General features: G+C 66.4%; 29 protein-coding genes. 14 read left to right on the forward strand and 15 right to left on the reverse strand.

The window, feature by feature from the left end:
- Positions 1 to 31 precede the first annotated feature (31 nt).
- Positions 32 to 1234 carry a winged helix-turn-helix domain-containing protein gene (locus EYZ64_RS12875; protein WP_135453782.1) on the forward strand — a complete coding sequence of 401 codons (1203 nt, stop codon included), beginning with the start codon at positions 32 to 34 and terminating at the stop codon, positions 1232 to 1234.
- On the opposite strand, the gene EYZ64_RS12880 is transcribed toward EYZ64_RS12875, so the two are convergent.
- Both EYZ64_RS12880 and EYZ64_RS12885 read right to left on the reverse strand, forming a co-directional pair.
- The gene (locus EYZ64_RS12880) at positions 1211 to 2617 is read right to left on the reverse strand and encodes an APC family permease (protein ID WP_135453783.1); all 1407 of its coding nucleotides are present in this window, start codon (positions 2615 to 2617) and stop codon (positions 1211 to 1213) included. The two genes, EYZ64_RS12875 and EYZ64_RS12880, sit on opposite strands and share 24 nt — an antisense overlap.
- Positions 2618 to 2648: 31 nt before the next feature.
- Positions 2649 to 3578, reverse strand: a complete 930-nt coding sequence (locus EYZ64_RS12885) for a proline iminopeptidase-family hydrolase (protein ID WP_135453784.1) — start codon at positions 3576 to 3578, stop codon at positions 2649 to 2651.
- A gap of 69 nt (positions 3579 to 3647) precedes the next feature.
- Here EYZ64_RS12885 and EYZ64_RS12890 point away from each other — a divergent pair, with 69 nt between their 5' ends.
- Positions 3648 to 4436: a FadR/GntR family transcriptional regulator gene (locus tag EYZ64_RS12890; RefSeq protein WP_135453785.1), complete on the forward strand. Its 789-nt coding sequence runs from the start codon at positions 3648 to 3650 to the stop codon at positions 4434 to 4436.
- Positions 4437 to 4504: 68 nt separating this feature from the next.
- Here EYZ64_RS12890 and EYZ64_RS12895 read toward each other — a convergent pair whose 3' ends face one another.
- The 6 genes from EYZ64_RS12895 to EYZ64_RS12920 form a co-directional block, all read right to left on the reverse strand.
- The gene (locus EYZ64_RS12895) at positions 4505 to 5752 is read right to left on the reverse strand and encodes a sulfotransferase family protein (protein ID WP_135453786.1); all 1248 of its coding nucleotides are present in this window, start codon (positions 5750 to 5752) and stop codon (positions 4505 to 4507) included.
- Positions 5749 to 6825 (reverse strand): DUF1214 domain-containing protein, encoded by a 1077-nt coding sequence (locus tag EYZ64_RS12900; protein WP_135453787.1) that lies wholly within the window; start codon positions 6823 to 6825, stop codon positions 5749 to 5751. Before EYZ64_RS12900 ends, EYZ64_RS12895 begins: the two co-directional genes overlap by 4 nt.
- Entirely contained in the window at positions 6822 to 7376 is a 555-nt protein-coding gene (locus tag EYZ64_RS12905; protein WP_167857815.1) for a TetR/AcrR family transcriptional regulator, read from the reverse strand. The genes EYZ64_RS12900 and EYZ64_RS12905 overlap by 4 nt, the downstream gene beginning before the upstream one ends.
- 230 nt (positions 7377 to 7606) lie before the next feature.
- The gene (locus tag EYZ64_RS12910; RefSeq protein ID WP_210115504.1) at positions 7607 to 7903 is read right to left on the reverse strand and encodes a hypothetical protein; all 297 of its coding nucleotides are present in this window, start codon (positions 7901 to 7903) and stop codon (positions 7607 to 7609) included.
- Positions 7904 to 8113: 210 nt separating this feature from the next.
- Positions 8114 to 8611 (reverse strand): hypothetical protein, encoded by a 498-nt coding sequence (locus tag EYZ64_RS12915; RefSeq protein WP_286174825.1) that lies wholly within the window; start codon positions 8609 to 8611, stop codon positions 8114 to 8116.
- A 170-nt stretch (positions 8612 to 8781) separates the two neighbouring features.
- The gene (locus tag EYZ64_RS12920) at positions 8782 to 9648 is read right to left on the reverse strand and encodes a DMT family transporter (RefSeq protein ID WP_135453789.1); all 867 of its coding nucleotides are present in this window, start codon (positions 9646 to 9648) and stop codon (positions 8782 to 8784) included.
- Between the two features lie 102 nt (positions 9649 to 9750).
- Between EYZ64_RS12920 and EYZ64_RS12925 the strand changes: the two genes are divergently transcribed.
- The 5 genes from EYZ64_RS12925 (at position 9751) to EYZ64_RS12945 (ending at position 14803) form a co-directional block, all read left to right on the forward strand.
- Complete coding sequence (locus EYZ64_RS12925) at positions 9751 to 10611, forward strand: hypothetical protein (RefSeq protein ID WP_135453790.1); 861 nt, start codon at positions 9751 to 9753, stop codon at positions 10609 to 10611.
- Between the two features lie 116 nt (positions 10612 to 10727).
- Positions 10728 to 11480: an FAD-dependent thymidylate synthase gene (gene thyX, locus EYZ64_RS12930; RefSeq protein WP_135453791.1), complete on the forward strand. Its 753-nt coding sequence runs from the start codon at positions 10728 to 10730 to the stop codon at positions 11478 to 11480.
- A 22-nt stretch (positions 11481 to 11502) separates the two neighbouring features.
- Complete coding sequence (gene dapA, locus EYZ64_RS12935; protein WP_135453792.1) at positions 11503 to 12405, forward strand: 4-hydroxy-tetrahydrodipicolinate synthase; 903 nt, start codon at positions 11503 to 11505, stop codon at positions 12403 to 12405.
- Positions 12405 to 14081: a ribonuclease J gene (locus tag EYZ64_RS12940; RefSeq protein WP_135453793.1), complete on the forward strand. Its 1677-nt coding sequence runs from the start codon at positions 12405 to 12407 to the stop codon at positions 14079 to 14081. The genes dapA and EYZ64_RS12940 overlap by 1 nt, the downstream gene beginning before the upstream one ends.
- Before the next feature lie 47 nt (positions 14082 to 14128).
- Positions 14129 to 14803, forward strand: a complete 675-nt coding sequence (locus tag EYZ64_RS12945) for a hypothetical protein (protein ID WP_135453794.1) — start codon at positions 14129 to 14131, stop codon at positions 14801 to 14803.
- Here the strand turns inward: EYZ64_RS12945 and EYZ64_RS12950 are convergent.
- Together EYZ64_RS12950 and EYZ64_RS12955 are read right to left on the reverse strand one after the other, a co-directional pair.
- Positions 14789 to 15226, reverse strand: coding sequence for a hypothetical protein (locus tag EYZ64_RS12950; protein ID WP_135453795.1), 438 nt, complete (start codon positions 15224 to 15226; stop codon positions 14789 to 14791). The two genes, EYZ64_RS12945 and EYZ64_RS12950, sit on opposite strands and share 15 nt — an antisense overlap.
- Entirely contained in the window at positions 15226 to 15849 is a 624-nt protein-coding gene (locus EYZ64_RS12955) for a helix-turn-helix transcriptional regulator (RefSeq protein WP_135453796.1), read from the reverse strand. The genes EYZ64_RS12950 and EYZ64_RS12955 overlap by 1 nt, the downstream gene beginning before the upstream one ends.
- A gap of 72 nt (positions 15850 to 15921) precedes the next feature.
- Here EYZ64_RS12955 and EYZ64_RS12960 point away from each other — a divergent pair, with 72 nt between their 5' ends.
- Positions 15922 to 16329: a group III truncated hemoglobin gene (locus tag EYZ64_RS12960; protein WP_135453797.1), complete on the forward strand. Its 408-nt coding sequence runs from the start codon at positions 15922 to 15924 to the stop codon at positions 16327 to 16329.
- Here the strand turns inward: EYZ64_RS12960 and EYZ64_RS12965 are convergent.
- From EYZ64_RS12965 to EYZ64_RS12975, 3 genes are read right to left on the reverse strand one after another with little or no spacing between them, the layout of a single operon-like run.
- Positions 16326 to 17195, reverse strand: a complete 870-nt coding sequence (locus EYZ64_RS12965; protein ID WP_135453798.1) for an SAM-dependent methyltransferase — start codon at positions 17193 to 17195, stop codon at positions 16326 to 16328. The two genes, EYZ64_RS12960 and EYZ64_RS12965, sit on opposite strands and share 4 nt — an antisense overlap.
- A complete protein-coding gene (locus EYZ64_RS12970; protein WP_135453799.1) occupies positions 17192 to 18019 on the reverse strand; it encodes a mycofactocin-coupled SDR family oxidoreductase in 828 nt (275 codons plus the stop codon). Before EYZ64_RS12970 ends, EYZ64_RS12965 begins: the two co-directional genes overlap by 4 nt.
- Positions 18019 to 18333 carry a putative quinol monooxygenase gene (locus tag EYZ64_RS12975; RefSeq protein ID WP_135453800.1) on the reverse strand — a complete coding sequence of 105 codons (315 nt, stop codon included), beginning with the start codon at positions 18331 to 18333 and terminating at the stop codon, positions 18019 to 18021. Before EYZ64_RS12975 ends, EYZ64_RS12970 begins: the two co-directional genes overlap by 1 nt.
- 159 nt (positions 18334 to 18492) lie before the next feature.
- Here EYZ64_RS12975 and EYZ64_RS12980 point away from each other — a divergent pair, with 159 nt between their 5' ends.
- Entirely contained in the window at positions 18493 to 21075 is a 2583-nt protein-coding gene (locus tag EYZ64_RS12980) for a DNA translocase FtsK (protein ID WP_135453801.1), read from the forward strand.
- A gap of 34 nt (positions 21076 to 21109) precedes the next feature.
- Here EYZ64_RS12980 and EYZ64_RS12985 read toward each other — a convergent pair whose 3' ends face one another.
- Positions 21110 to 21727, reverse strand: coding sequence for a hypothetical protein (locus EYZ64_RS12985; RefSeq protein WP_135453802.1), 618 nt, complete (start codon positions 21725 to 21727; stop codon positions 21110 to 21112).
- Between the two features lie 26 nt (positions 21728 to 21753).
- On the reverse strand, positions 21754 to 22275 hold the full coding sequence (locus EYZ64_RS12990) for an amino-acid N-acetyltransferase (protein WP_210115505.1): 522 nt from the start codon (positions 22273 to 22275) through the stop codon (positions 21754 to 21756).
- 42 nt (positions 22276 to 22317) lie between these two features.
- Between EYZ64_RS12990 and pgsA the strand changes: the two genes are divergently transcribed.
- The 5 genes from pgsA (at position 22318) to pspM (ending at position 25687) form a co-directional block, all read left to right on the forward strand.
- Positions 22318 to 22923: a CDP-diacylglycerol--glycerol-3-phosphate 3-phosphatidyltransferase gene (gene pgsA / locus EYZ64_RS12995; protein WP_135453803.1), complete on the forward strand. Its 606-nt coding sequence runs from the start codon at positions 22318 to 22320 to the stop codon at positions 22921 to 22923.
- Complete coding sequence (locus EYZ64_RS13000; protein ID WP_090425257.1) at positions 22901 to 23389, forward strand: CinA family protein; 489 nt, start codon at positions 22901 to 22903, stop codon at positions 23387 to 23389. Before pgsA ends, EYZ64_RS13000 begins: the two co-directional genes overlap by 23 nt.
- A 98-nt stretch (positions 23390 to 23487) precedes the next feature.
- On the forward strand, positions 23488 to 23829 hold the full coding sequence (gene clgR, locus EYZ64_RS13005) for a transcriptional regulator ClgR (protein WP_135453804.1): 342 nt from the start codon (positions 23488 to 23490) through the stop codon (positions 23827 to 23829).
- Positions 23830 to 24032: 203 nt separating this feature from the next.
- Positions 24033 to 24848, forward strand: coding sequence for a phage shock protein PspA (gene pspA, locus EYZ64_RS13010; RefSeq protein WP_135453805.1), 816 nt, complete (start codon positions 24033 to 24035; stop codon positions 24846 to 24848).
- A gap of 20 nt (positions 24849 to 24868) precedes the next feature.
- Complete coding sequence (gene pspM / locus EYZ64_RS13015) at positions 24869 to 25687, forward strand: phage shock envelope stress response protein PspM (RefSeq protein WP_135453806.1); 819 nt, start codon at positions 24869 to 24871, stop codon at positions 25685 to 25687.
- Positions 25688 to 25693: the final 6 nt, after the last annotated feature.

Genomic DNA, 25693 nt, shown 5'->3' on the forward strand with positions numbered 1-25693 from the left:
ACTTGTCGGTGGCATAGGGAACGATGGCATCGTGGCTACCCTCACGAGCGCGCAGGCCCGCCGCATTGCCGTCGCCGCGCAGGGGTTTCACGAACCCAGGCCCCGCGGTGCGGTCACCCGTGCCCATCTGCGCAAGCTGATCTCCCGGATCCAGGTGCTGCAGCTGGATTCGGTGTCGGTGGCCGTGCGAGCGCACTACGCCCCGGTGTTCAGTCGGCTGGGGCCGTATGACCGCGACATCTTGGAGCGGGCCGCGTGGTCGCACAGTGCGCGCTCACCCCGGCTGCTGGTGGAGTACTGGGCGCACGAGGCCGCGCTGATGGCCGTCGAGGACTGGCCGCTGCTGCGGTGGCGGATGCGTGAGTACACCCACGGCCGGTGGGGCACCGAGATCGTCCGGAAGAACCAGAAGCTGGCCGAGGACATCGTCACCGCGGTCGCCGAGCTCGGCCCGTCCACCGCCGGTCAGATCGAGGCCCACCTGGAATCCGAGCCACGCGGCCGCAAAGGGCCATGGTGGGACCGCAGCGACACCAAGTGGGTGGCCGAGGCGCTGTGGTCGTCAGGGGTTTTGACGACGGCGACCCGCGTCGGGTTCGCCAGGCACTACGACCTGACCGAACGGGTGCTGCCACCGGCGGTGCTGGCCCGGGAGGTCGACGACGATGAGGCGGTCCGTGAGCTGGCCCTGCGGGCGGCCACCGCGCTGGGTGTCGGCACCGAGGCCGATATCCGCGACTATTTCCGGATGGGGGCCAGACAGGTCAAGCCGGCGATCGCCAAGCTGGTGGCCGACGGGGAGCTGGAGCCCGTCGACATCGACGGAACCCCGGCGTATCTCCGCGCGGGGCAGATCGTGCCGCGCCGTGACCGGGGGACTGCGCTGCTGTGCCCGTTCGACCCGTTGATCTTCTTCCGGCCCCGGGTGGAGCGGTTGTTCAATTTTCACTACCGGATCGAGATCTACACACCCGCGCCCAAACGCCAGTTCGGTTACTACGTATGGCCGTTCCTACTCGACGGCGAGTTGGTGGCGCGGGTGGATCTCAAACGCACCGACGCCGCGCTGCAGGTACCAGGGGCATTCATAGAGAACGGCCAGGACCCCGCGCGGGTGGCGGAGGCCCTGGCCGTCGAGCTGAGGACGATGGCGTCGTGGCTGGGGGTGGGCGAGGTCGAGGTGGGGGGCCGTGGCGACCTCGCCGAGCCGTTACGTCGCCGGTTCCTCAGCTAGCTCGGGGACCCCGCGTCCTCGGATCATATTGGTGACGAAGATGATTGCGCCGATCACGAGCCAGACGACACCGCCGATCTTCGCCAGCGCGTCTGCGTTGATCAACACGTAGCCGATGATCAGGAAGCCGATGGTCGGCACCACGAGGTGCAGCAGGTAGTTCTTGGACTTCTGGCGCACCAGGTAGTACCAGATGACCGAGGCGTGCAGCAGGCAGAAGCCGAACAGCGCACCGAAATTCACCAGCGACGAGATCAATCCGATCTGCCCGACGAAGAACAGCACCAGCACCAGGCTCAGGGCGCTGACCACCAGGATGGCTGCGATCGGCACCTTGCGAGAGCTGATCGTGGACAGGAATGCGGGCAGCTGGCGGTCGCGGCTCATCGAGAACAGCAACCGGCTGGTGGCGGCCTGGGCGGCCATGGCGTTGGCGAAACCGACGGCGAGCACGTTGACCACGAAGAACGCGTTCATCCAGCCTGTGCTCGACGCAGCCTGTACCAGCAGGAAGAACGCGTTTCCCACCTCGTCGTCACCGAACGATTCGCGGCCTCCGGCCAGCAGGCTGGCCAGCCAGGTCTGGGTGATGAACAGGAACGCCACCACGAACAAGGCGACGATCATCGCCCGGCCGGCCGGGTTCTTCTTACCGGTCGATTCCTCGGCCAGCGTCGAGATGCCGTCGAATCCGAGGAAGCTCAGCACCGCGATCGACAGTGCCGCCGCGATCAACGGTGCGGTGACCACCTCGGAGTTCCAGATCGGCAGCGCACTCCATCCGACGTCGGGCAGTGACTGTCCATTGATGGCGCGTACCGCGATGATCACGAACAGCACGACGAAAACCAGTTCCACGGCAAGGAATACGCGGTTCACGAGCTTGAGCGAACCTACGCCGAGCAGGTTGATGATCGTGTTCACCACCACGAAGACGATCGCCCACACCCAGCGCGGAGTGCCCGGGAACAGTCCGACCATCGACTCGGCGGCGAAGACGTAGAGCAGGGTGGGGATCAACAGGTAATCGAGCAGGATGGCCCAGCCGGCGAAGAAGCCCAGGCCGGGGTGGATACCGCGGCCCACGTAGGCGTACACCGACCCCGCCAACGGGAACGACTTGGCCATCTGGGAGTAGGCCAGCGCGGTGAACACCATCGCGACCAGACCGATCAGGTAGACGAGCGGCACCATGCCCGACGCGCTGTTGTAGACCGTCCCGAAGATGGTCCACGGTGCGATGGGCACCATGAACACCAAGCCGTAGACGATGAGATCGGCCGTGGAGACGGAGCGGCTGAGTTCCTGCTTGTAGCCGAATGATTCGAGATCGCGTTGCCCTTCACCGGTGGTGAGATGGGCGGCGGCCGCTTCGGTTGCCATGGCGTTCCTGTCGAGTGGAAGGGGAGAAGGGTCAGACCCGGGCGGCAGCGGCCAGATCGTGCTGATTCAGGAACTCGGCGATCACCGAGCGGAACTCCACGGGTTTCTCCAGGTGAGTGCAGTGGCTGGTATCACCGAACACGTGACTGCGGGCGTCGTGAATGAGGTCGGCATAGGGCTGCCAGGTCGCCGGGGTGGCCTCGTCGAACTCGCCGGCGATGACGAGTGTCGGGGCGGTGACCGATGGCAGCCGGTCGATGATGCTCCAGTCGCGCAGAGTCCCGATGACGTGAAACTCGTTGGGCCCGTTCATCGTGTGGTACACAGTCGGCTCCGCCTCCATCTGGGTCACGGTGTCGGCGAAGTCCTTGGGCATCGGCTCGACCCGGCAGACGTGGCGACGGTAGAACTCCTCTGTGGCGGCCAGGTATTCGGGATCGGTGACCGTGCCATCGGCCTCGTGGCGCTCCAGCGCGGACTGGACTTCCGGGGGCAGTTGAGCGCGTAGTTCGGCCGCGCCCTCGACCCACAGCTGCATCGAGGCGGGGGAGTTGCAGATCGACAGCGAGGTCAGTCCCGCCGGGGCGCGGACAGCGATCTCGGCGCCGAGCATGCCGCCCCAGGACTGTCCGAGCACGTGGTACCGGTCGATCCCGAGGGCCTCGCGGACGGTGTGGAACTCGTCGACGAAGAGCTGGGGGGTCCAGAAGTCGGCGGGTGCGTCGGGCAGGTGTGTGCTGTTCCCGCAGCCCAACTGGTCGTAATGGATCACGGTGCGGCCGGTCTCGTCTGCGAGTGCGGCGATGTTGGCGACATAGTTGTGGGCCATGCCGGGTCCGCCGTGCAAGACGAACAGGGGGAGGGCGCCGGGGCGTGCGGTTTCCGGGGTGGTGATTTGGACCCAGGTCTCGTGGCCGCGGAAGGTCACCGTGCGGGTGGAACAAGGCATGGCGCACAGCATGAACCAATAATGGTCTCGTAGCAAGACCATTAATCAGGATTTAATTTGAGACGTCGATATTGTGTGCCCATGGGGAATCCCGAGCCGCAGACGACAGAGCCCGCGGGCGCCACGCCCGGGCTGCTAGAGCGCGAACTCGAATCCTCGTCGCGGGTGGATGAAATCACCGACCGTCTCGTCACCGCAGTGGCGATCGGCGAATACCTGCCAGGCTCCCGCCTGCCATCGGAACGGGAGCTCGCCGCGTCCTTGCGGGTCGGCCGGATGACGGTACGCGCGGCCCTGGCCAGGCTGGTCGAGCTGGGCTTGGTGGAGACCCGGCGCAGCGGTCGCGGCGGCGGCACCTATGTGCTGCAGCAATGGCCGGAATCTTCGACCGCCGCCGTTGGGCGCACCCTGACCACGCGGCTCGATGAACTACGGGACCGCTGCGACGCCATCTGCCGAATCCACGGTGCGGTATGCCGTGCGGCCGCGGAGGCCCGAACGGACCGTGACCTCGTGGTGCTGAGGGAGCGGCTTGAGGCCTACCGCGGCGCGGAGAGCGGTCTGGCCGCCCAGCAGGCGGACGGCGCGTTGCACCTGGCGATCATGGACGCGGCCGGCAATACCGTGCTCAAACAGATGCTGCTCGAGTTGGAAGCCTCCGTGAGCATCGCCGCACCGGCCCACCTGTGGGGTGAATCGGCGACCATGCGCCAGATGGAGCTACGGGCACTGCGGGAGCACGAACAGCTGATCGATGCGATCGTCGAGCGTCGCGGGGACGACGCCGAAGCACTGGCACGCGCACACCTGGCGATCGACTTCGAACACATCTCGGCCGCGATGCGGCGCGCCGGAGGCCTGGCCGACTGACGGTCGGCCAGGTTCGGCGGTCGAGGCATTGACGGCCTGTGTACAGGTCCCGACTGTGGCTAGGTGCCCTAGCCGAGGAACCGCTCGCGGTAGTCCCGGAAGCGCTCGGCCAGAGCGGCCGGATCGAGTTGAAGGTTCGCAGCGTCGTAGATGACCCCGCCGTAGCGTCCGCGCGGGTGTTCGGTGAGGAAGTCGCTCATCGCCGCACGCACGTCGTCACCGAACGGCTGGTCGGCGAGTCGGTATATGTGGGCCAGCGTGCCCTGCTCGTCCGCCATGAACTCATCGAATCGGACGTCGATGGACTGCCCGGCGGGCAGCGCGTCGCGATCGCGGATGCAGCCCGCGAGCAGATCGTCGATGCGCTGCAGCCAGTGCCCGGTTATCCTAGCCACATCGGGCTGCGTCACACCCATCCGCATGGCGTAGCAGATCATGGTCATCATCGACAGCGTCACATCAACTGGATCACGGTGTGTGACAATGAAAGTCGCGTCCGGGAACGTTGCGGCCAGGGTCGGGAACTGTTCCAGATGCTGCGGTGACTTGAGTACCCAGCGAGTTCCGCCGCGGATCCATTGCATCGCCTGCAGGGTGCGCTTGACGTACGCGTAGGACGGCGCCTGGTCATGTGCCTTGTAGTGGGCGGTGAAACTCGGCACGTAATAGGCGGTTTCGAACAGCATGCCGGAGATGTCGTTGGCCAGCAGCTGGATCTCCTCGTGGGCATGCTCGACGGTCATGTCGTGCATCCGGCGAAACTCCGGTATCGAGGTGTTCACCAATTCCAGGCCGGCCGCGCAGCGATCCCGACGCGGTGCCGGGGTGTCCTCGCCGGGTCCGGGCACCGGTTCGAGGCTCTCCCAGTAGGGCAGATAGCGCAGAGCCGGGTCGGCGGCGAGCAGGTTGTGTAGATGCGTGGTGCCGGTACGGGGTAGACCGCAGATGATGATCGGCCGTTCGATCGCGACGTCCTCGATCTCGGGGTGGTCGGTGATCAGCGCCTCCAACCGCAGCCGGTTGACCAGGTTGCCCACCAGCTGCTCGAACACGATCCCCACGCCCGTATCGGACAGACCCGCTTCGTCACGCAGTGCGGTACACAGCACGTCGAGACGTTCCCGGAACGCCGGGTCGCCGAAATCGTCCAGCCCGGACCGCTCGGTTGCAGCCGTCAGCAACGCGTTCGGGTTGAGGTCCAGGTTCGCGCCGTAGGCGGCGAGTCCATCGCGAATCGGTTGAGCCGCCGGGGGATACACCGGGTTTGCCAGGTCGTCGAACCGGATCGGTGCCGGACGCTGCACGTTGGTGGTCACAGGGCACCGACCTCGGCCACGTGGACGACGCGGCACTGCGGCTGCGCGGGAGTCTCCTCGGGCAGGAACCAGCGCAGCCACATCAGGCCCGTGGACCGCCCGGCCGTCGAGACCCAGTTCGGGTGGCCCGGGTCCTTCTCGCTGACGACGATCCGCCAGGACCCGTCCGATTCGTAGGTGACGTGTGCGCCGTTGATGGTGACACGCTCGTGGGTGTAGTCGAAGGTGTGCAGGAACGGATTCCACAGGCAGAGGTTCCAGAACACGCACTCCGGTGAGGTGCCCTCGATGATCAGGGCCTGATTCGACGTCAGATCGTAGGAGCCCATGGCGTATGCAGCATCGCCGGCGGACCACCCGTAGGCATTCTGGGGGACCGGGAACGGCGGGTGCAGCTGGTTGGCGGGCTCCACCTTGGTCGGCAGGAACGAAACCTGTTCCTGCAGCCAGTTCTTCGCGTAGCGGAAGCGGCGGGCCAGCTCCGCGGCACTGTCCGAGCGCCGGGCGGGCGGATTGACCGTCTCGATCCGCCACTCCGGCCGGCGTTCGGTCCCGGAATCGTTCATATAGTTACGGGTCAAAGCGAATTCGGCGTCGGCATCCAGTTTGAGCCAGGTACCCGGGTGGGGGTCGGGGCTCATGATGAACTCGAAGTTCCCATACTCGTCGAATTCCAGGTCGCGATTGTTGATGGTGCCCACGATGCGGTCGCTGTAGCGGCCCTCGCCCGGCCCGCCGTAGACGGTCATCGACATGTACACGGCATCGCCCCGGTTACCGGTGACGCGGTAGGTGCGGGCCGGATTCAGCGGGGCGAGCTGATAGAAGGCGTCCGCGTTGTCGCCGCCCCATTTGAGATACGGGCTGGTGGCGTCGACCAGGATCGGCTTGTCGCGGTCGCCCCACACGTAGGCGTCGACGGCGACGCGCAGCACGCTGAACGCCAGGCGGTACCCGTCGAGCAGGTCGGGTTCGCTCAGCGCGGGTTCGGCGGTGAGCAACTTCTGCTCGATGGCGCGCACCGCGTCGAGAAGCGCGTTGAACGCCTCCGACAGTTCGGCCTTGTCGGTCATGGTTGGTCCTTCCTTGGTGGGTGGATACGTCCTGCTCCCTCGATCAGCAAGGAGCACAATCGATCTGCGGTGTCGTCGACGTCGATGTCCGGTTCCATGTGGGCGGTGTAGAACGCGGTGCCGATCAACGCTTGATAGACCATGTCGACGTCGACATCGGGGCGGATCCGGCCCTGCTCCACGCCGGAGGAGACCAGCGCGCGGAAGGCGCCCTTGGTCCGCTCGTCGAGCACTTGCTGGGTCCGGATGTGCAATTCCGGGTCGCGGCGACGTTCGGTGAGGATGCCGAGTGCGGCGGCCTCGACAACGGGATCACGCCAGAAGGTGAGCACCGCAGAGATGAAGCCACGCAGGTCGGTCTCGAAATCTTCGGAGACCGGGAGAAGTTCACCGCCGGGTGGCAGGCCGAAGGCGGCGTCGAAGACCAGATGGGTCTTCGACGGCCAACGCCGGTAGATGGTGGGCCGGCTGACGCCGGCCTCGCGGGCGATGGCCTCGATGGACAGCTGGTCATAGCCGTCACGTGCCAGCAGGCGACGGGTGGCGCTCATGATGTCGTGCTGAGTTTGTGGATCACGCGGCCGTCCCGGGCCTGTGAGTGAGGACACACGATTAAGTTACGATACGTCACGTAATTAGGTCAAGAGGTGAGTTTGGCGCTCGGCGCTCGCCGTTTTCGACACCTGGGTCGGGGTCGTCCGTCGAACAACAGCCCTAGGGTCGAAAACGACGCGGAGCGGAGGGGTGCGGTCCGGTCAGGTTCCGCGGTCGATCCGGCGGGTCAGATCATCTGCAGGGCCGCGAGATAGAGATCGGTCGAGGCGAACGCGCTGGTGGGCTTGATGCGTTTGTGCGCGACGCCGCCGAGTCGCCGCTCGGAGAAGATGATGCGACCATCCGGGCTGAACCCGATCTCCAGTTCGGTCGCCACACCTGTTGCGCTGAGCAGTGGGTGTTCCCACACCATGGTGCGGTACTCGGCATTCGGGCCGCTGTCGAAGATCAGGTCCCAGTCTTTCTCGTTGGCGCGTTCTCGGACCAGATCGAACATTTCGTAGTGCACGGTCGTTCCTCTCATGATCACTTTCGGTTCGGTATTGCGGAGATGCGGTGCGCTGCAGGGATATCGAGTGAGCCCTCAGCTTCGTTCATTCTCGGACGGCGGTCTGTCCGCCGATCGGCCCGCAGCCCGGACCAACTCCGGATCCGCTGATCGGGGGATAAGGAGGACGAAATGGTCGCTGCCCCTCGATCAGCGACCATTTCGCCGGTCTGGGGTGAGCGCGACCTACGGCGCGCCACGGCCGGGGAGGACCTGAGTCACGGTGGCTTGCAGGTCAGCGCCCTCCGGGCCGGAAATGCCGGTCTCCCGGTCGAAGGTCGCCGTGCCGTCGGCGTCGATGGTGAAGTTGCCGACCTGGTCCTGGTCGCCACCGGTGACCTTGAAAATCACGGTTGTCTTGTCCGGCAACGGTTTTGTGCTCACGTACCGCGGACTGATGGTGTACCGGTAGTTGCAGCCGGCCGAGCCGTAACACTTCTGTTCGGTGACGACGACGCCGACGACGAAGTCAGCGGGCGTGGGCGGCAACGCGGCTGGGGATGGCGTCGTGGATGACGACAGCCCGGCATCCCACGTCGGTGCGTCGGTGGGATCCTTCGAGACCCGGTCCGGCGACACGCAGGCTGTCAGTGCGAGCGCTGCGCCAAGTACGCACAGGGCCAGAGCGTTTCGGCGCGTGTTGCCGGCGCTGGCAATGGCCGCGCCGCAGATTCTGCGTAGCATCGATGGACCTTCCGTTTCAGGCGGGTGGGCCGGGGGCGGGGCAGGGTCCAAGCTGTGAACCCGCCACCCGGTGTCAGGGAACAGGACAGTAAAGAGGAAGGGGCCGACAAGTTCGGATCAGGTGGTCACGGCCGGCGCATGTGGGTCGTGGCCTGGGAGTTCAGCGACGTTCAGGAGCTCTTCGCGCGCTCGTACTCGGCGGCGCCGGAGACGGCGAGCGCGACCGCGCCGGCGACGGCCGCGATGAAGGCGATGGCCACCAGCCAGCCGAACCCCGGTCGTGAAACGTCGCCCAGCAGAACGACGCCGACGATGCCGGGGACCACGGTTTCGCCGACCACCAATGCCGCTGCCACCCCGTTCACCGAGCCGACCTGCAGGGCAACGGTGAACAGATAGAACCCGCCGAGGCCGGCGACCAGAATGGCCCACAACGCCGGGTCGGCGATCAACACACCCACATTCAGGGGCTCGAGTCCGTCGACGACACGCACCGCGACCGCCATCGCCCCGAAGAGCACCCCGGCGATCAGGCCAGCGGGCACGGCGGCATTCCTCCCGAGCAGCCGGACCAGCGTGGCGCCCAGGCCAAGGATGATCGCAGACACCACCAGGACACCCCAATGCAGGATCGCACCGGGATCGCGGTCGCCCAGGTGCCCGGCGGTGGCCCCCAGGACGCACAGCGCCACAAGGACTATGGCGATCGCGGCCCAGTCACGCCGATGTAGCCGGATGTGGAGAACAAAAATGCTCAGCACGGCGGTCACCACGAGGTTGGCGCTGATGATCGTCTGCGACAGGAACAGTGGGATCAACCGCGCCGATACCAGGCTGCCGACGAAACCGAGTAGGTCGAGCGCCATACCCGCGATGAAGATCGGTGCGAGCATCGCGGTAATGGTCGACCGCAGGGTGGGGCCGTTCTCCGCGGTGTCGGCTGCCGCACCTGAATGTCCCGCGGCATACGACTGTAGAACCGATGCTGTTCCATAACCCACGCAGGCGAGGAGCGCGGCGGCCACACCGATCAGCACCGCGAACCGTCCTGGTGTGCCGGTGCGAACGCGTCAGCGCGGGACATCTGGCGATTGTAGGAGGTGCGAGCTCACCGCCTTGGCCGGTAATACGCTCCGAGGGTGCAGATCCGTGGATTTCTATCGGCGCGATTCCGCCGGAGTTCGTTGACGTTCGGTGCGATCGCGACGACGGCCGCTGTGTCCGTGGCCGCAGTGCTCAGCGGCTGCACACCAGAGCATTCCGCCCCCGAGGTGCCGACGACGACCTCGGCCGGTTCCCCCCGGACGACGGAACCACAGGCTTTGCCGGCCTGTGCCACCGTGTCGATCTCCTTCGAACCGGCGTTGGATGCCCAAAACATCCGCTGCGCACTGACTCTCGATGATCATTCGACCATCACCGTGTCGAGTGACCCGGCGTGGTCGTTCAGCCTGCAGAACGGGGGCAAAACCGTCCAGGAGTTCCGCGAACCCACCGACAAGATCGGCCAGACCGGGGTGGCCGCGATGCTGCAGGACATCGACCAGAGCGGCAGCCCGGTCCTGTTGGTGGTCACCGGACGGGGCGGGACAGGTGGTGAACCCATGGCGGTGTGGCGGCTGACCGGACAGCCTCCACACTTCGTGCGGGCCGGCGAATTGTTCGGATTTCGGCAGTTCTATCGAACGCCCGAAGGGTTCTTCGGCAACTACGCACATTCCGGCGCGGGCGCGGGAACCGTCACCCTGTACCGGTGGGACGCCGATACCCTGGCCGAGGCCCTCGCACTCGATGTGCAGGTCCCGGATTGGCCGAAGAGCCCAGGGGACAACCGGGAGTGGATCCGCAACCGGAACGTCGATTGTGCGCTCGACAACGCCGACTATCCGCCAGGTGCCCTGGCCACCCGGACGGCCTCGATGAAGGCCGCCGGTGTCGACCCGGCGACCGCCGCACAGCAGTTCTGCACCCAACCGTGGGTCGCGACCATCTACCGATGAGTGCTCGTTTCACCAATTTTCTGCCGCGGGGACGTGAATCCGGCCGAGTAACAGCCAGGCGTGGAAGTCGGCGCGGTGGTGAGGAGCCCCCGAAGGCTCGACAGTAGGGTGGGCGAGTGGCCGAGATCGCGCCGCTGCGCGTGCAGCTGATCGCCAAGACGGAATTCCAGGCACCGCCTGAGGTGCCGTGGAGCACCGACGCCGACGGTGGGCCTGCACTCACCGAGTTCGCCGGCCGGGCCTGCTACCAGAGCTGGTCGAAGCCCAACCCGAGGACGGCGACCAACGCGAGCTACATCCGCCACATCATCGACGTCGGGCACTTCTCGGTACTCGAACACGCTTCGGTGTCCTTCTACATCAGCGGTATCTCCCGATCGGCCACCCACGAACTGATCCGGCACCGGCATTTCTCGTACTCACAGCTCTCGCAGCGCTACGTACCCGAGAACGACGCCGAGGTGGTGGTGCCGCCGGGGTTCGAGGGCGACCCCGAGCTGGTGGAGATCTTCACCGCGGCCGCCGACGCCAGCCGCGCCACCTACACCGAACTGCTGGCTCGCCTGGAAGCCAAGTTCGCCGATCAACCGAACGCTGTTTTGCGTCGCAAGCAGGCCAGACAGGCCGCGCGGGCGGTGCTTCCCAACGCCACCGAGACCCGGATCGTGGTCACGGGCAACTACCGCGCCTGGCGCCATTTCATCGCGATGCGGGCCAGCGAACACGCTGATGTGGAGATCCGCAGGCTCGCAATCGCCTGCCTGCGTGAGCTCGTCGAAGCGGCTCCGGCGGTGTTCTCCGATTTCGAGATTTCGACGCTTGCGGATGGTAGTGAGGTGGCAACGTCGCCTCTGGCCACAGAGGCTTGAGACCACCGGGTAATCTTGGCGCGTGAGTACGAGCGGAATCGATGTAACGGCGCAGTTGGGCACGGTGTTGACCGCAATGGTTACGCCGTTCAAGCCCGACGGCTCGCTCGATCTCGATGCGGCCGCTCAGCTGGCCAATCACCTGATCGACGCCGGCTGCGACGGCCTGGTGCTCTCCGGTACCACCGGCGAATCGCCGACCACCACCGATGACGAGAAGCTCGCGCTGCTGCGCACCGTGCTGGAGGCAGTCGGGGACCGGGCCCGCATCATCGCCGGCGCGGGCAGCTATGACACCGCCCACAGCGTGCACCTGGCCAAGGCCTGCGCCGCCGAGGGGGCACACGGCCTGCTCGTGGTGACGCCGTACTACTCACGGCCCCCGCAGGCCGGTCTGATCGCGCACTTCACCGCCGTCGCCGACGCCACCGATCTGCCGAACCTGCTCTACGACATCCCGCCGCGGTCCTCCATTCCCATCGCCTGGGAGACCATCCACGCCCTGGCCGCGCACCCGAACATCGTGGGCGTCAAAGACGCCAAGGGTGACCTGCACGGTGGCGGCCAGATCATCGCCGAGACCGGGTTGGTGTACTACTCGGGCGACGACGCCCTGAACCTGCCCTGGTTGGCCATGGGTGCCGTCGGCTTCGTCAGCGTCTGGGGTCACCTGGCCGCCGGCCAGTTGCGGGACATGTTGACCGCGTTCAACTCTGGCGATATCGCCACTGCCCGCAAGATCAACGTCTCGTTGGCCCCGCTGGCTGCCGCCCAGGCCCGCCTCGGTGGGGTGACGATGTCCAAGGAAGGCCTACGGTTGCAGGGATTCGATGCCGGTCAGCCACGACTGCCGCAGATCCCGGCGTCCCCGGCCGAGATCGAGGCGCTGGCCGTCGATATGCGTGCGGCTGCGGTGTTGCGATAGTGAGCACCGAACTCGCGCCCCCCAAGCCACTGGCCCCCGGCGGTCTGCGAGTTACCGCGCTGGGTGGAATCAGCGAAATCGGCCGCAACATGACGGTCTTCGAGCACCTGGGCAGATTGCTCATCGTGGACTGCGGGGTGCTCTTCCCCGGGCATGACGAGCCCGGCGTCGACCTGATCTTGCCGGATCTGCGCCACGTCGAGGACCGTCTCGACGATGTCGAAGCGCTCGTCGTCACCCATGCCCACGAGGACCACATCGGGGCGATTCCGTTCCTGCTCAAGCTGCGTCCGGACATCCCGGTGGTCGGCTCGAAGTTCACCATTGCGCTGATCCGCGAGAAGTGCCGTGAACACCGGATCAAGCCGGTGTGCGTCGAGGTCGCCGAGCGGCAGAGCAGCCAGCACGGCGTCTTCGAATGCGAGTACTTCGCGGTCAACCACTCGATTCCGGGGTGTCTGGCCGTCGCGATCCACACCGGTGCCGGCACCGTGCTACACACCGGCGACATCAAGCTCGACCAGCAGCCGCTCGACGGCCGCCCGACAGACCTGCCGGGCATGTCGCGGCTCGGGGACGCCGGCGTCGACCTGTTCCTGTGTGACTCGACCAATTCCGAACACCCGGGTGTCAGCCCGTCCGAGAGTGAGGTCGGCCCGACGCTGCACCGGTTGATCCGCGGCGCCGAGGGCCGGGTGATCGTGGCCTGCTTCGCATCGAATGTCGATCGCGTACAACAGATCACAGATGCGGCGGTGGCGCTGGGTCGGAAGGTTTCGTACGTCGGACGCTCGATGGTGCGCAACATGGGCATCGCCCGCGAGCTGGGCTACCTGAAGGTCGACGATGCCGACATCCTCGACATCGGCGCGGCCGAGATGATGCCGCCCGAGAAGGTCGTCCTGATCACCACCGGTACCCAGGGTGAGCCGATGGCCGCACTGTCCCGGATGTCGCGGGGCGAGCACCGCAGCATCACGCTGACCGCAGGCGATCTGATCATCCTGTCCTCGTCGCTGATCCCGGGCAACGAGGAAGCGGTCTACGGTGTCATCGACGCACTGGCCAAGATCGGCGCCCGTGTGGTCACCAATGCCCAAGCGCGCGTGCATGTTTCCGGCCACGCGTACGCGGGGGAGCTGCTGTTCCTCTACAACGGGGTACGTCCCCGCAACGTGATGCCGGTGCACGGCACCTGGCGGCACATGCGCGCCAACGCGGCACTGGCCGCGAGCACCGGGGTTCCGCCGGAGAACATCGTGCTGGCCGAGAACGGTGTCAGTGTGGACCTGGTGGCCGGTAAGGCCTCGATCTCCGGTGCGGTGACGGTCGGCAAGATGTTCGTCGACGGGCTGATCACCGGCGATGTCGGGGACGCCACCCTTGGTGAACGCCTGATCCTGTCTTCGGGTTTCGTGGCGGTGACGGTAGTCGTCCACCGCGAGACCGGAAAGCCCGCCGCGCCGGCCCATCTGTATTCGCGCGGATTCTCCGAAGACCCGAAAGCGCTGGAGCCGGTCGCCCGCAACGTCGAGCGGGAGCTGGAAAGCCTTGCTGCCGACAACATCACGGACCCGACCCGCATCGCGCAGGCGATCCGGCGCACGGTGGGCAAGTGGGTGGGGGAGACCTACCGTCGCCAGCCGATGATCGTGCCGACGGTCATCGAGATCTAGCCAAATTGGTGCTCCGGTCATCTCGCCGGAGCGGTTAGATTGGGTCGGTGAGCCGACCAGCGCCTGAGGTGCCATTCGGGCGACGCCGTCCGATTCCGCCGTTCAGCTCGGTGGACGAAGCAAAGCGTGCGGTGGAGTACCCGTTCTTTCTTCGATATCTGCTCGTCGTCGGAGGCGTCCTGTTCGCGGTGGTTTTCTCGTGGGCGGTGTATTCGCTCGTTGTCCGGGAGCGCGGACCCAGTACCACCGTCACCATCGTGTTCGTGGTAGCGCTCGTCGCTGTCGTCGTGGGGTCGAAGCTCATGCCGTCCATCCTGGCGCGTCGCTTCTATGACCGGGTGACGCGGGGTGGACTCCTGTGCGACGTGTACCCGGCCGGTTTTCCCGGCGGCAAGGCCGCAATTCTGATCGACGCCCGGCTATCCGACGCGGAGGCGGCTTACGTGCACGATGCGATCGTCTCGTGGCTCGGGCGGTTGGCGTCGGATCCGGCGGCCCATATGCAGGCCGGCGACCTGTTCGCCGACGGTCCGATCCGCAGTGCCGACGAGCTCGCGGGCCCGGGCGCCAGGGGTGGATTTCTTGTGGCAGGTGAGAAGAATCCGTATGAGGGCTGGCGTCTCATTCTTCCCGAGGCGAGTCCGCGCGACCCGCACCGGCCGTACTCGAATGGTCTTGTGGTTCAAGTCAAGACGCCGAGCCTGGAGTCAGCCGGCAAGTAGCAGAATCCCGCCGGTCGGCAGGGCGATCACTTTGATGAGTTCGAAGGCCACATAGACGTAGTGCGCCTGTGAACGCCCCGCCGGCTCTTCGCCCGGGGCGACGGCGAGTACGGCGTTGGAGCGCTGAGTCAGCTTGGGACGCACGGCAATCAGTTGAACGGCGAGCGCCACGATGGCAATCGCGAAGACCGTGATCGCCGCTTCGGACGGGCGGTGCAGGGCGAGGGTCACGATGATGGCGACGGCGAACGTGGTTTCCACCGTGTTCAATGCACGGAAAACCATGCGCCCGATGCCGAGTCCGATCTGCAGCGTCACGCCCGGTGCCCGGAACTTCAGCGGCGCCTCGATGAACGAGATCGCCAGCACCATGCCCAGCCAGCAGAAGGTCACGGCGACCGCGACAGCCAGACCGGCGTTCATCATGAATCTCCTTTCGGGCCCAGGTGGGCCACGCACAGATCCGGTTCGACGAACGCGTCGAGTCGCTCGACCGCAACCGGTGCCTGCCAGCTTTCCAACGCCCCCTGCATCAACCCCAGGTGGATCGGGCACACAACCGAGGCGCGGGTCTGGGCCAATTCGAGAAATGGGCAGTGGCGCAACCGGAGTTGATCATTCTCGGGTGGCTCCGGCGCGAAACCGATGTCATCGAGTGTCTGTACCAGGGCGTCAACGGGGGAGTCGATCGCCGGGCGCGGCATCGTGCGTCCCCAGGCACGCCCCATCTCCCGGGCTTTGGCGGCGGGGTCGTCGTCGGAAGCCAATCCATTGGCCAGGATCTCGGCGAGCATCCGGTAATGGGTGGGTCCGGTCGGGTCCATCCGGCGCACCGCCCGGTACAGCTGCGGGGGCCGCCCGGGGCTGCGGTGGTGAGGTTGGACACGTTCCACCTGCCCGCCGGCCTCGAGGTGCTCCAGGTGAAACCGCACGGTGTTGGTGTGAACGTCGAGTCGGGCGGCGATCTGCGCGCTCGTCATCGGCGTTGCAGAGGCCTTCAACGTGCTCAGCACGTCGACTCGGCGCTTCCCGATCGCGGGGATCATCGCTAGAGTTTATACAACAGGAGATTGTAGAAACTAGGGCGACGTGCGACCGGCCCGGAAGGGATCAGTCCGATGTCTGAAGACCTGGCAGGCCGCGAGGATGTCGAGCTGCTGCTGTGGCGCTTCTACAGCAACGCGCTGTCGGATCCGGTGCTCGCCGAACCGTTCTCCGAGCTGCGCGCCAAGGGCCTGCGATCCCATCTGCCTGTCATGTGCGATTTCTGGGAGACCGTGCTGTTCCGCGCCGGGCTCTACCACGGCAGCGCCCTGATCGTGCACCGTGAACTGCACGCCCGTCATCCGTTGTCGGCGCAACATTTCGTGCGCTGGCTGACCCTGTGGACCGACACCGTCGACGAGCTGTTCTCAGGTCCGTATGCCGAGCGGGCCAAGCTGCAGGCCGGCCGCATCGCCAAGGCCATGCATCGGCGACTGGCCGGTGTCGATGCCGCGGAACTCGACGCGCTGGTTGCCTGCTAGCACGTTTCGGCGAAAGCCGTCCATTCCACCTGTGAGGCGGTCAGCTTCCGGCCGGCGGGTGAAATGTAGTGCGAGGTGAGGTACTCGGGCCCGGCCTGCTCGATCAAATTCCAGCCGTAGGGCTCGATGAACGACGCCACCCGGTCCGGGTCCAGCCCGAACTGCCACAGCCGGCTGCGGACGCGGAACCGCCGATACAGCGATTCGGCCCCGTACCGGTTGGTGCCGTCGATGAAATCGCTGCGGACATACGTGAATGCCAACAGGCTCCCCGGCGTCGCCGAGCGAAGGAACTCGAATGTCGCCGCGACACTTTCAGCGCTCAGATACTGCGTCACGCCTTCCCAGATGAAGAACGTGCGGTGTTCACGGCGGTGGCCGTGCCTGGCCAGTTCGGCGGCCAGGTCATCGCGTTCGAAATCCACCGGCACCAGGTGCACCGAGTCCGGCACGGTTCCCAGCGCGCCGCGCACCACCGAGCGTTTGCGCTCGATGTTGATCGGCAGGTCCACCTCGAACACCGGGATCGCGGTGTGCCGGGCAAGCCGGTAGCCCTTGGTATCCAGGCCGGCGCCGAGAATCACCACGGCGTCGATATTCGGCAGGGCCTGCGTGAGCTTGTCGCCGATGTAGCGCTTGCGGCAGGTCAGATTCGCCCACAGCCCAGGTCCCGAGCGTTCGGTCGCCCCGATCAGAAGTCTGCGGGCAACGGACCAACGCGCGGCCCGGGTGAACGCACGGAGTCCCGCCGGGAGGAACGACAACGCCAATTCGTCGTCGACGAGCCGTCGCCGCACCGGTTCGTACTGCTCGACGGCGGCGAGCACCATCGGGCCGATCGCGGTGGCGGCGACGGGATCGCTCATCGCTTGTTGACGATGCCGGCGTCCACGGGAAGTGTCACGCCCGTGACGTAACGCGCCTGATCCGACACCAGCCAGGCCACCGCGTTGGCGATGTCCTCCGCCTGTACCACCTGCACCGGCAGCGCGTTGGAGAAATCGGTTGGGGCGTTGAGTTCCTCGGAGATGTGGCGCAGCCAATCCCGGGTGAACTCGTTGTTGATCATCGGGGTGTCCACTCCTGTGGGGTGGATCGAGTTGACCCGGATGCTGTGCGGGGCCAGGAAATTGGCGTAGGCCCGCATCAGGCCCACCACCCCGTGCTTGGCGGCGGTGTAACCGAGTGAGCCGCGGTCCCCGCCGCCGACACCGATCAGGCCGGCTGCCGAGCTGATCAGCACGATCGATCCACCGTCGCCCTGGGCGACCATGATCGGGACCGCTGCCTCGACGGTGTGGTGTACGCCGGTCAGGTTGACGTCGATGACATCGCGCCAGCCGTCGGGGCCCGACTGCATCGGGGCGATCCCGGCATTGGCGACGACGATGTCGAGCCGGCCGAGCTGATCAACCCCGGTCTGCAGCGCCGTTCGCAGAGCTTCCTCATCGCGCACATCGGCTTGAAGGGCCACGATCCGGCCGCTCGCTTCTTCTACGAGCTTGACCGTCGCCGCCAGATCCTCGGGGGTGGCCAGCGGGTAGGGCACCGACTCGATCTGGTGGCACAGGTCGATCGCGATGATGTCGGCCCCGTCGGAGGCCAGTCGCAGGGCCTCGGCCCGCCCCTGGCCGCGCGCAGCGCCGGTGATGAAGGCGACCTTGCCGGCCAGGGGAGCTTCGGTGGCCATTAGGCGCGCAGCTGTCCCTTGGCGGGGTCACCCGCGACGACGGGTTGCAACATTTTGATATCGGGGGCACCGTCGAGCAGTTCGCCGATGGAGCCGAACAGGGTGCCGATCGCCGGGGCGGTGCTGTGCGCCTTGAGTGCATCGGCGTCGGCCCACTGCTCGACGAACACGAAGGTGCCGTCGGCCTCATGCAGCGAATACAGCTGGCAGCCCGGCTCGTCGTGGACGGCTGCGACGGCGTTGGTGCAGGCCTCGCGCACTGCGTCGACGGATTCGGGCTTGGCCTTCATGGTGGCGACGACGACAACAGGCATATGTGCAGAACTCCTCGATGAGTGCCGAAACTGGACGAGCGTCCACCCTAGGCGATAAGCGGGTGGATTTGGTTCGTATGGCTAAGTGTCATTTGAGACCGTCTTGTGACCCGTGTGGCAGATGGTGATTGTGGGGCATATGCGACTAGGCTTGCGGTCATGGCTAACAAGACCGCCGGCCGATCCGGAGCGCGTTCGAGCAGGTCGAATGCCAGCTCGCGGGGCGGTTCGCGGCGTCCGGCGCCGGCCCGCAAGGGTCGCCCGGCTGCGCCACGGCGTAAGCCCGCCCGCCGGACCCAGGCCTCACCCGTCTCTGCCGCCGGCCAGAAGCTCGGCCAAGGTGCCCGCGCCGGCTGGTTGATGCTGGCCAAGGGAGCCGGTTCGACCGCCCGCTCGGTGGGGCGCGCCCGCGATATCGAACCCGGCCATCGCCGTGACGGTATGGCTCTCGCGCTGCTCGGCATCGCCGTCGTCGTGGCTGCCAGCTCCTGGTTCCATGCGGCCGGCCCGGTGGGGCAGTGGATCGACACCGCAGTGCGCACCCTCATCGGAGGCCCGGTTGTTCTGGTGCCCGTCGTCCTGGGCGCCGTTGCCGTCGTCTTGATGCGCACCGAACCTGATCCGGAATCCCGCCCCCGGCTGATCCTGGGATCGGCCATGATCGCACTGCCGATGCTGGGCCTGTGGCACCTGTGGTCGGGCTCGCCGCAGGATCCCGTCGCACGTCAGCATGCCGCCGGATTCGTCGGCTTCGCCATCGGCGGGCCGCTGTCGGACGGGCTGACCGAGTGGATCGCGGCGCCGCTGCTGTTCATGGGTGTGCTGTTCGGTCTGCTGCTGGTCACCGGGACGACGATCCGTGAGGTGCCCTCGACGCTGCGGAGCATGTTCAGCACCCGGGCGTTCCACGACGACGACTATGACGACGATTACGACGGGGACTACGCCGACGAGTTCGATGACGAGGACGGCTACGACGACCTGTCCGACGGCTACTACGACGACGACACCGCAGGCGGTGACACGCAGGCCCAGACCTGGCCGACAGCCGCGATCGAGGCGCCCAAGGCGCCGACCGGCACGCCGATGGACAACTACCCGCTGCCCGACGAATCTGACGCACCCACCGTCCCCGAGCCCGCCGTCAAACCGCGGCGCAAGAAGGCCGGAACCGAATCCGGGTCGAAGCCGGCCAAGGAGACCGACGACACCCTGGTGATCGACCGGGTGATCGAGGGTGATTACACCCTGCCGCCGCTGGACTTGCTGGCCGACGGTGACCCACCGAAGCGGGTCGGCCGGGACAACGACCGCATCGTGAACGCCATCACCGAGGTGATGGAGCAGTTCAAGGTCGACGCCACGGTCACCGGTTTCCAGCGCGGCCCGACCGTCACCCGGTACGAGATCGAGCTTGGGCCCGGCGTCCGCGTCGAGCGATTCACCCAGTTGCAGCGCAACCTGGCCTACGCGGTGGCCAACGAGCACATCCGCCTGCTGGCGCCGATCCCCGGTAAGTCCGCTGTCGGTGTCGAGGTGCCGAACAGCGACCGCGAGATGGTCCGGCTCAAGGACGTGCTGAGCGCACCGACCACCCGCAAGGACCACCATCCGATGGTGTTCGGCATCGGCAAGGATGTCGAAGGCCACTTCATCAGCTACAACCTGGCCAAGATGCCGCACCTGCTGGTGGCCGGCTCCACCGGTTCGGGTAAGTCGAGCTTCATCAACTCGATGCTCGTGTCGCTGCTGCAGCGCGCGACGCCGGACGAGGTCCGGATGATCCTGGTCGACCCGAAGATGGTGGAATTTCCGCCGTACCAAGGCATTCCGCACCTGATCACGCCCGTGATCATCGACCCGAAGAAGGCCGCCGCCGCGCTGGCCTGGCTGGTCGAGGAGATGGAGCAGCGCTACCAGGACATGAGCGCCAGCGGTGTCCGGCACATCGACGATTTCAACAAGAAGGTGCGCTCGGGCGAGATCACCGCGCCGCTGGGCAGTGAGCGGGTCTACAAGACCTACCCGTACATCCTGTGCGTCGTCGACGAGCTGGCCGACCTGATGATGCAGGCCCCGCGCGACGTCGAAGACGCGATCGTCCGTATCACCCAGAAGGCCCGCGCCGCGGGTATCCACCTGGTGCTGGCCACCCAGCAGCCGGTGGTGTCGGTGGTCACCGGCCTGATCAAGGCCAACGTGCCGTCCCGCATGGCATTCGGTGTCACCAACGCCACCAACTCGCGCGTCATCCTCGACCAGGTCGGCGCCGAGAAGCTCACTGGTAAGGGTGACGCGCTGTTCCAGCCGTCGGAAGCTCCCAAGCCGATCCGCGTGCAGGGCGCCTTCGTCAGCGACGAGGAAATCCAGGCCGTCGTCGCCTACACCAAGGAGCAGGCCCAGCCCGAGTTCATCGACGGCGTCACGGTCAAGACCGTCGAGAAGCGCGACATCGACAGCGATATCGGCGACGACATGGACGTCTTCCTGCAGGCCGTGGAACTGGTCGTGTCGAGCCAGTTCGGGTCCACCTCGATGCTGCAGCGCAAGCTGCGCGTTGGGTTCGCCAAGGCCGGCCGCCTGATGGACCTGATGGAGACCCGGGGCATCGTCGGGCCGTCCGAGGGCTCCAAGGCCCGCGAGGTGCTGGTGAAGCCCGATGAGCTGGCCGGCACGCTGATGCTGATCCAAGGCGGCTCGGACGCCAACGGCGCCGCCGCCGACGATCCGGACGGGTTCTAGACCGACGATTTGTGGAGTCTCACCCGTCGTCGAACTAGCTGCGCTTCCAGGTCGCGTCACGCAGGCCGGGCACCTGCTCTTTCAGCGCCTCGACCTGAGCGGAGGTCGCCTCTGGGCGCACCGTGACCGTGGTGGCGAAGGAATTGGTGTCACTCGAGGTGGCAGTGGCAGTCCGCACCGACTCGACGATGGGTGAGCGTGCCGCGCTCAGCCAGGTGGCCACAGTGTCGGCGACCAGCGTCAGGTCCCACCCGGACTCCAGGCGGACCCACGCGGCGGAGTTACTTCGCACGGAGTAGTTGGGACGGGAGCCGCCTAGCGGGTAGGTCAGCGTCAACTCGGTGGAGTTGGCGCGGTCCAGATCCTTACGTAGGCCCTGTTCCATGAATGTCTTGGCCGCCGCACCGGCTTGCTCCGGTGTTGCCGAGGAAGCCACCTCGGCCCTGAAGTAAATGAGCTCCCCGACGGTGATGTTGTGGGTGTAGTCGAGGTCGACGGTGGATATGCCCGGCATGGACTGCAGCTGGCGTGTGATCGCCTCTGCGCCGGATTTGTGCCCGCCGGTGAGGTCGTTGATCAGGCTGCAACCGCCGGTACTGGCCAGGACGGCCACACCGGCTACGGCCAGCACCGCGCCTGTCGATTTCCGCAACAATCCCCCCTCGAACGGATGCCGATCTACAGCGTCAACAGCATCCGCGTATTGCCCAAGGTGTTGGGCTTGACGTAGGACAGGTCGAGGAACTCCGCCACACCCGTGTCGTATGAGCGGCACATCTCCTCGTACACCTCGGCGGTCACCGGCGTGCCGTCGATCTCTTCGAAACCGTGCTTGCCGAAGAAGTCGACCTCGAAGGTCAGCACGAAGATCCGGCTCAGGTGGAGGTCGCGGGCGACATCGAGCAACTGCTCGACCAACACATGGCCGACGCCGGTCCCGCGGACCTTCGGATGCACGGCCACCGTGCGTACCTCGCCGAGGTCGGCCCACAGCACATGGAGCGCGCCGCATCCGACCAGTTCGTCGTCGAGTTCGACCACCCAGAATTCCTGGACCGCCTCGTACAGCGTCACCAGGTTCTTCTCCAGCAGGATCTTGCCCGCATAGACGTCAACCAGGCTCTTGATCGCAGGGACATCGGACGTGCGGGCGCGGCGCACCACAGGGTGTTTGCGCGGCTCGACACTGCCTGGGTTCACAGGCGCAAGAGTATCGGTTACGGCAACCGATATTCTGTTGCGGTGCCGGGCCAACCTTCTACCGATCCGGTGGTCCCGCGTGCGCGCGTGGCCAACCTCGCCAACGTGCTCACGGGAGTGCGGATGGTGCTGGTTCCGGTCTTCCTCGTATTTCTGTTCGCCGGCGACGGCCATGAAACCGGCTGGCGGATCGCCGCTTTCGCGGTGTTCGCCGTCGCGGTGATCACCGACCATTTCGACGGGGCTTTGGCCCGCAGCTACGGGATGATCACCGAGTTCGGCACTCTGGCCGATCCGATCGCCGACAAGGCGCTGATCGGGGCAGCGCTGATCGGCCTGTCGATGCTCGGCGATCTGCCGTGGTGGATCACCGCGGTGGTGCTGACCCGTGAGATCGGGATCACCGTGTTGCGGTTCGCGGTGCTGCGGCACGGCGTGATCCCGGCCAGCCGCGGCGGCAAGCTCAAGACACTGGTGCAAGCCGTGGCCATCGGGCTGTTCATCCTGCCGCTGCATGCGTGGCCCGCCATCTGGCTCGATGTCGCCTGGGTGATCATGTGGGCGGCCGTGGTGTTGACCGTGCTTACCGGTGCCGACTACGTCATATCCGCGATCAGGGATTCGCGTGGACGATCCGCTGCTCACTGACGACGCCAGGGCCCTGGTCGCCGACCTGACGGTGCGCTCACAGAGCGTGGCCACCGCCGAGTCGCTCACCGGCGGGCTGCTCGCGGCGACGCTGGCGGGGGTGTCGGGGGCCAGCGCGGTTCTGCAGGGCGGCCTGGTCACCTACAACGAGGACACCAAGATCTGGCTGGCCGGAGTGGCTCCGCAGGTGCTCGATGCGGTCGGCCCGGTCGCGGCTCCCACCGCACGGGCGCTGGCCGTTGGGGCCCGGCAGCGTTGCGCAGCTACCTGGGGTGTCGGCCTGACCGGCGTGGCCGGGCCGGAACCGCACGGTGGGCACCCGGTGGGCACCGTGTTCATCGGCCTGGCCGGCCCGGTCGACACCGAGGTCATCGAGCTTTCGCTGTCCGGCTCACGCTGGGATATCCGCCGCGCCGCCGTCGACGAGGCGATCGCCCGATTGCGCTTCCTGGTCGAGAACCAGTAACCGAAATCTGTTCAACGGTTTCCTTCGGGAACCTTGCGGTGGCCGGCGGCGTTGGTCTTTTTAGCGAACCTGTGACAGGCGAGGCGAAGGAGAGCGCGATGACGACATTGCTGCGTGAGGTGATCGGCGACGTGCTGCGTAACGCCCGCACCGAGCAGGGGCGGACGTTGCGTGAAGTGTCCGACGCGGCGCGGGTGAGCCTCGGGTACCTCTCCGAAGTGGAGCGGGGCCGCAAGGAGGCTTCCAGCGAACTGCTCAGCGCCATCTGTGACGCCCTGGACGTGCCGCTGTCGCGGGTACTCACCGATGCGGGCGAGAACATGGCCGAGCGTGAACACGCCGGCGCCGCGGTCCAGGTGCCGGCCCACGCCAATGTCGCCCACATCGACGCGGCGACCAAGGTGGTCATTCCACAGGTCGTGTCGATGGCCGTTGCGTGACATGAGCACGGTCCCGGCGCCGGCCTGATTGCGCTGCTCGTCCCTTCGGCGCGAATTTTCGCAAAACACCCATGCGAACAGCGTGCGGGGCTGTGGCTGCATGTCCGGAACCGATAAGTTGGCATCAGAGGAATTGCGGCAACCTGAACGACAAGGCCCCATCAAGGGCCTGACAAGCCCGACAGATAAGGCGGAACGAACCAATGGCCAATCCGTTCGTCAAGGCGTGGAAGTACCTGATGGCGCTGTTCAGCTCCAAGGTCGACGAATACGCCGATCCGAAGGTGCAGATCCAGCAGGCCATCGAGGACGCCCAGCGTCAGCACCAGGCGCTTACCCAACAGGCCGCCCAGGTCATCGGCAACCAGCGCCAGCTGGAGATGCGGCTGAGCCGTCAGCTCGCTGACATCGAGAAGCTGCAGGTCAATGTCCGCCAGGCGTTGACGCTGGCCGATCAGGCCACCGCTGCCGGCGATGCGGCCAAGGCCACCGAGTACACCAACGCAGCCGAGGCGTTCGCAGCGCAGCTGGTGACCTCCGAGCAGAGCGTCGAGGACCTCAAGGCGCTGCACGATCAGGCCCTGCAGGCCGCCGGGCAGGCCAAGAAGGCCGTCGAGCAGAACGCGATGATGCTGCAGCAGAAGATCGCCGAGCGCACCAAGCTGCTGTCGCAGCTGGAGCAGGCCAAGATGCAGGAGCAGGTCAGTTCCTCGCTCCGGTCGATGAGTGAGGTCGCCGCGCCGGGTAACACCCCGAGCCTCGACGAAGTGCGCCAGAAGATCGAGCGCCGCTACGCCAACGCGATGGGCGAGGCCGAGCTGGCCCAGAACTCCGTACAGGGCCGCATGATGGAGGTCCAGCAGGCCAGCGTCCAGATGGCGGGCCACTCCCGGCTCGAGCAGATCCGCGCTTCGATGCGTGGCGACGCACTGCCCAGCGGTGACGCCGCCCCGGCCACGCCGGCCTCCCCGGCGGCCAGCCAAACTCCTGCCACCCCCGAAAACCCGCTCGGCCAATAGCGATTCGAGTGTTGTAGATCATGGCTACCAAGACCGGCCGACCGGACGCCTGGAGATCGCTGGCGCAGCGGGCTATCGATACCGCGGCCGATCTGTCCGGTGCGCTGACCGAAAAGCTCAGCGCCGCCGCCGATCCGCGCGCAAAGCTGTTGCGCAAGCGGCGGTGGGCGCTGCGCTTCGGGGTGTTCTTCACCCTGTCGAGCGTGTTCTGGGTGCTCGTGACGGCGCTGCTGGCGTCGTGGAGCACACCGGTCTGGGGCCTGATCATCAGCGGAGCGATCGCAGCCGGCGCGGCCTTCCCGGCCACACTGTTCTGGCTCCGCTACCGGTGGCTGCGCGCGGAACCGCTTCCGGCGCAGCGTCCGGTCTCCGGACGCCGGTTGCCGCCATGGGGTTCGGCGGCCCGCCAGCCCATGGCGGCGCTGGTGGCCTCGGAGCGAGGCATGTTCTCGTTACTCGGCGTATTGGAGCGCGGCCGGATGCTCCCGGCCGAGGAACTGCGTGAGTTGACCGCGGTGGCCAACCACACTGCGCGGACGATGGCAGCCACCGCCACCGAAGTGGTCTCGATGGAACGCGCGATCAGCAACGCCCCGCAATCGCGTCAGCATCTGGTGCCCACCATCAACGCGTTCACCGCCCAGCTCGGCCAGGGTGTACGGCAGTACAACGAAATGGTCACTGCCGCAGCGCAACTGGTGTCGACAGTGAACAGCGGGCACGGCGCTGCGTCGCCGTTGTCGCAGCAGCGTTACCGCAGCGAGTTGACCGGTGCCACCGATCGCCTGGTCGGCTGGGCGCAGGCGTTCGACGAACTCGGTCAGCTGCGCCGCGCCTGAATCGCG

Source organism: Mycobacterium sp. DL99 (assembly GCF_004762045.1).
Classification (GTDB): Bacteria; Actinomycetota; Actinomycetes; order Mycobacteriales; family Mycobacteriaceae; genus Mycobacterium.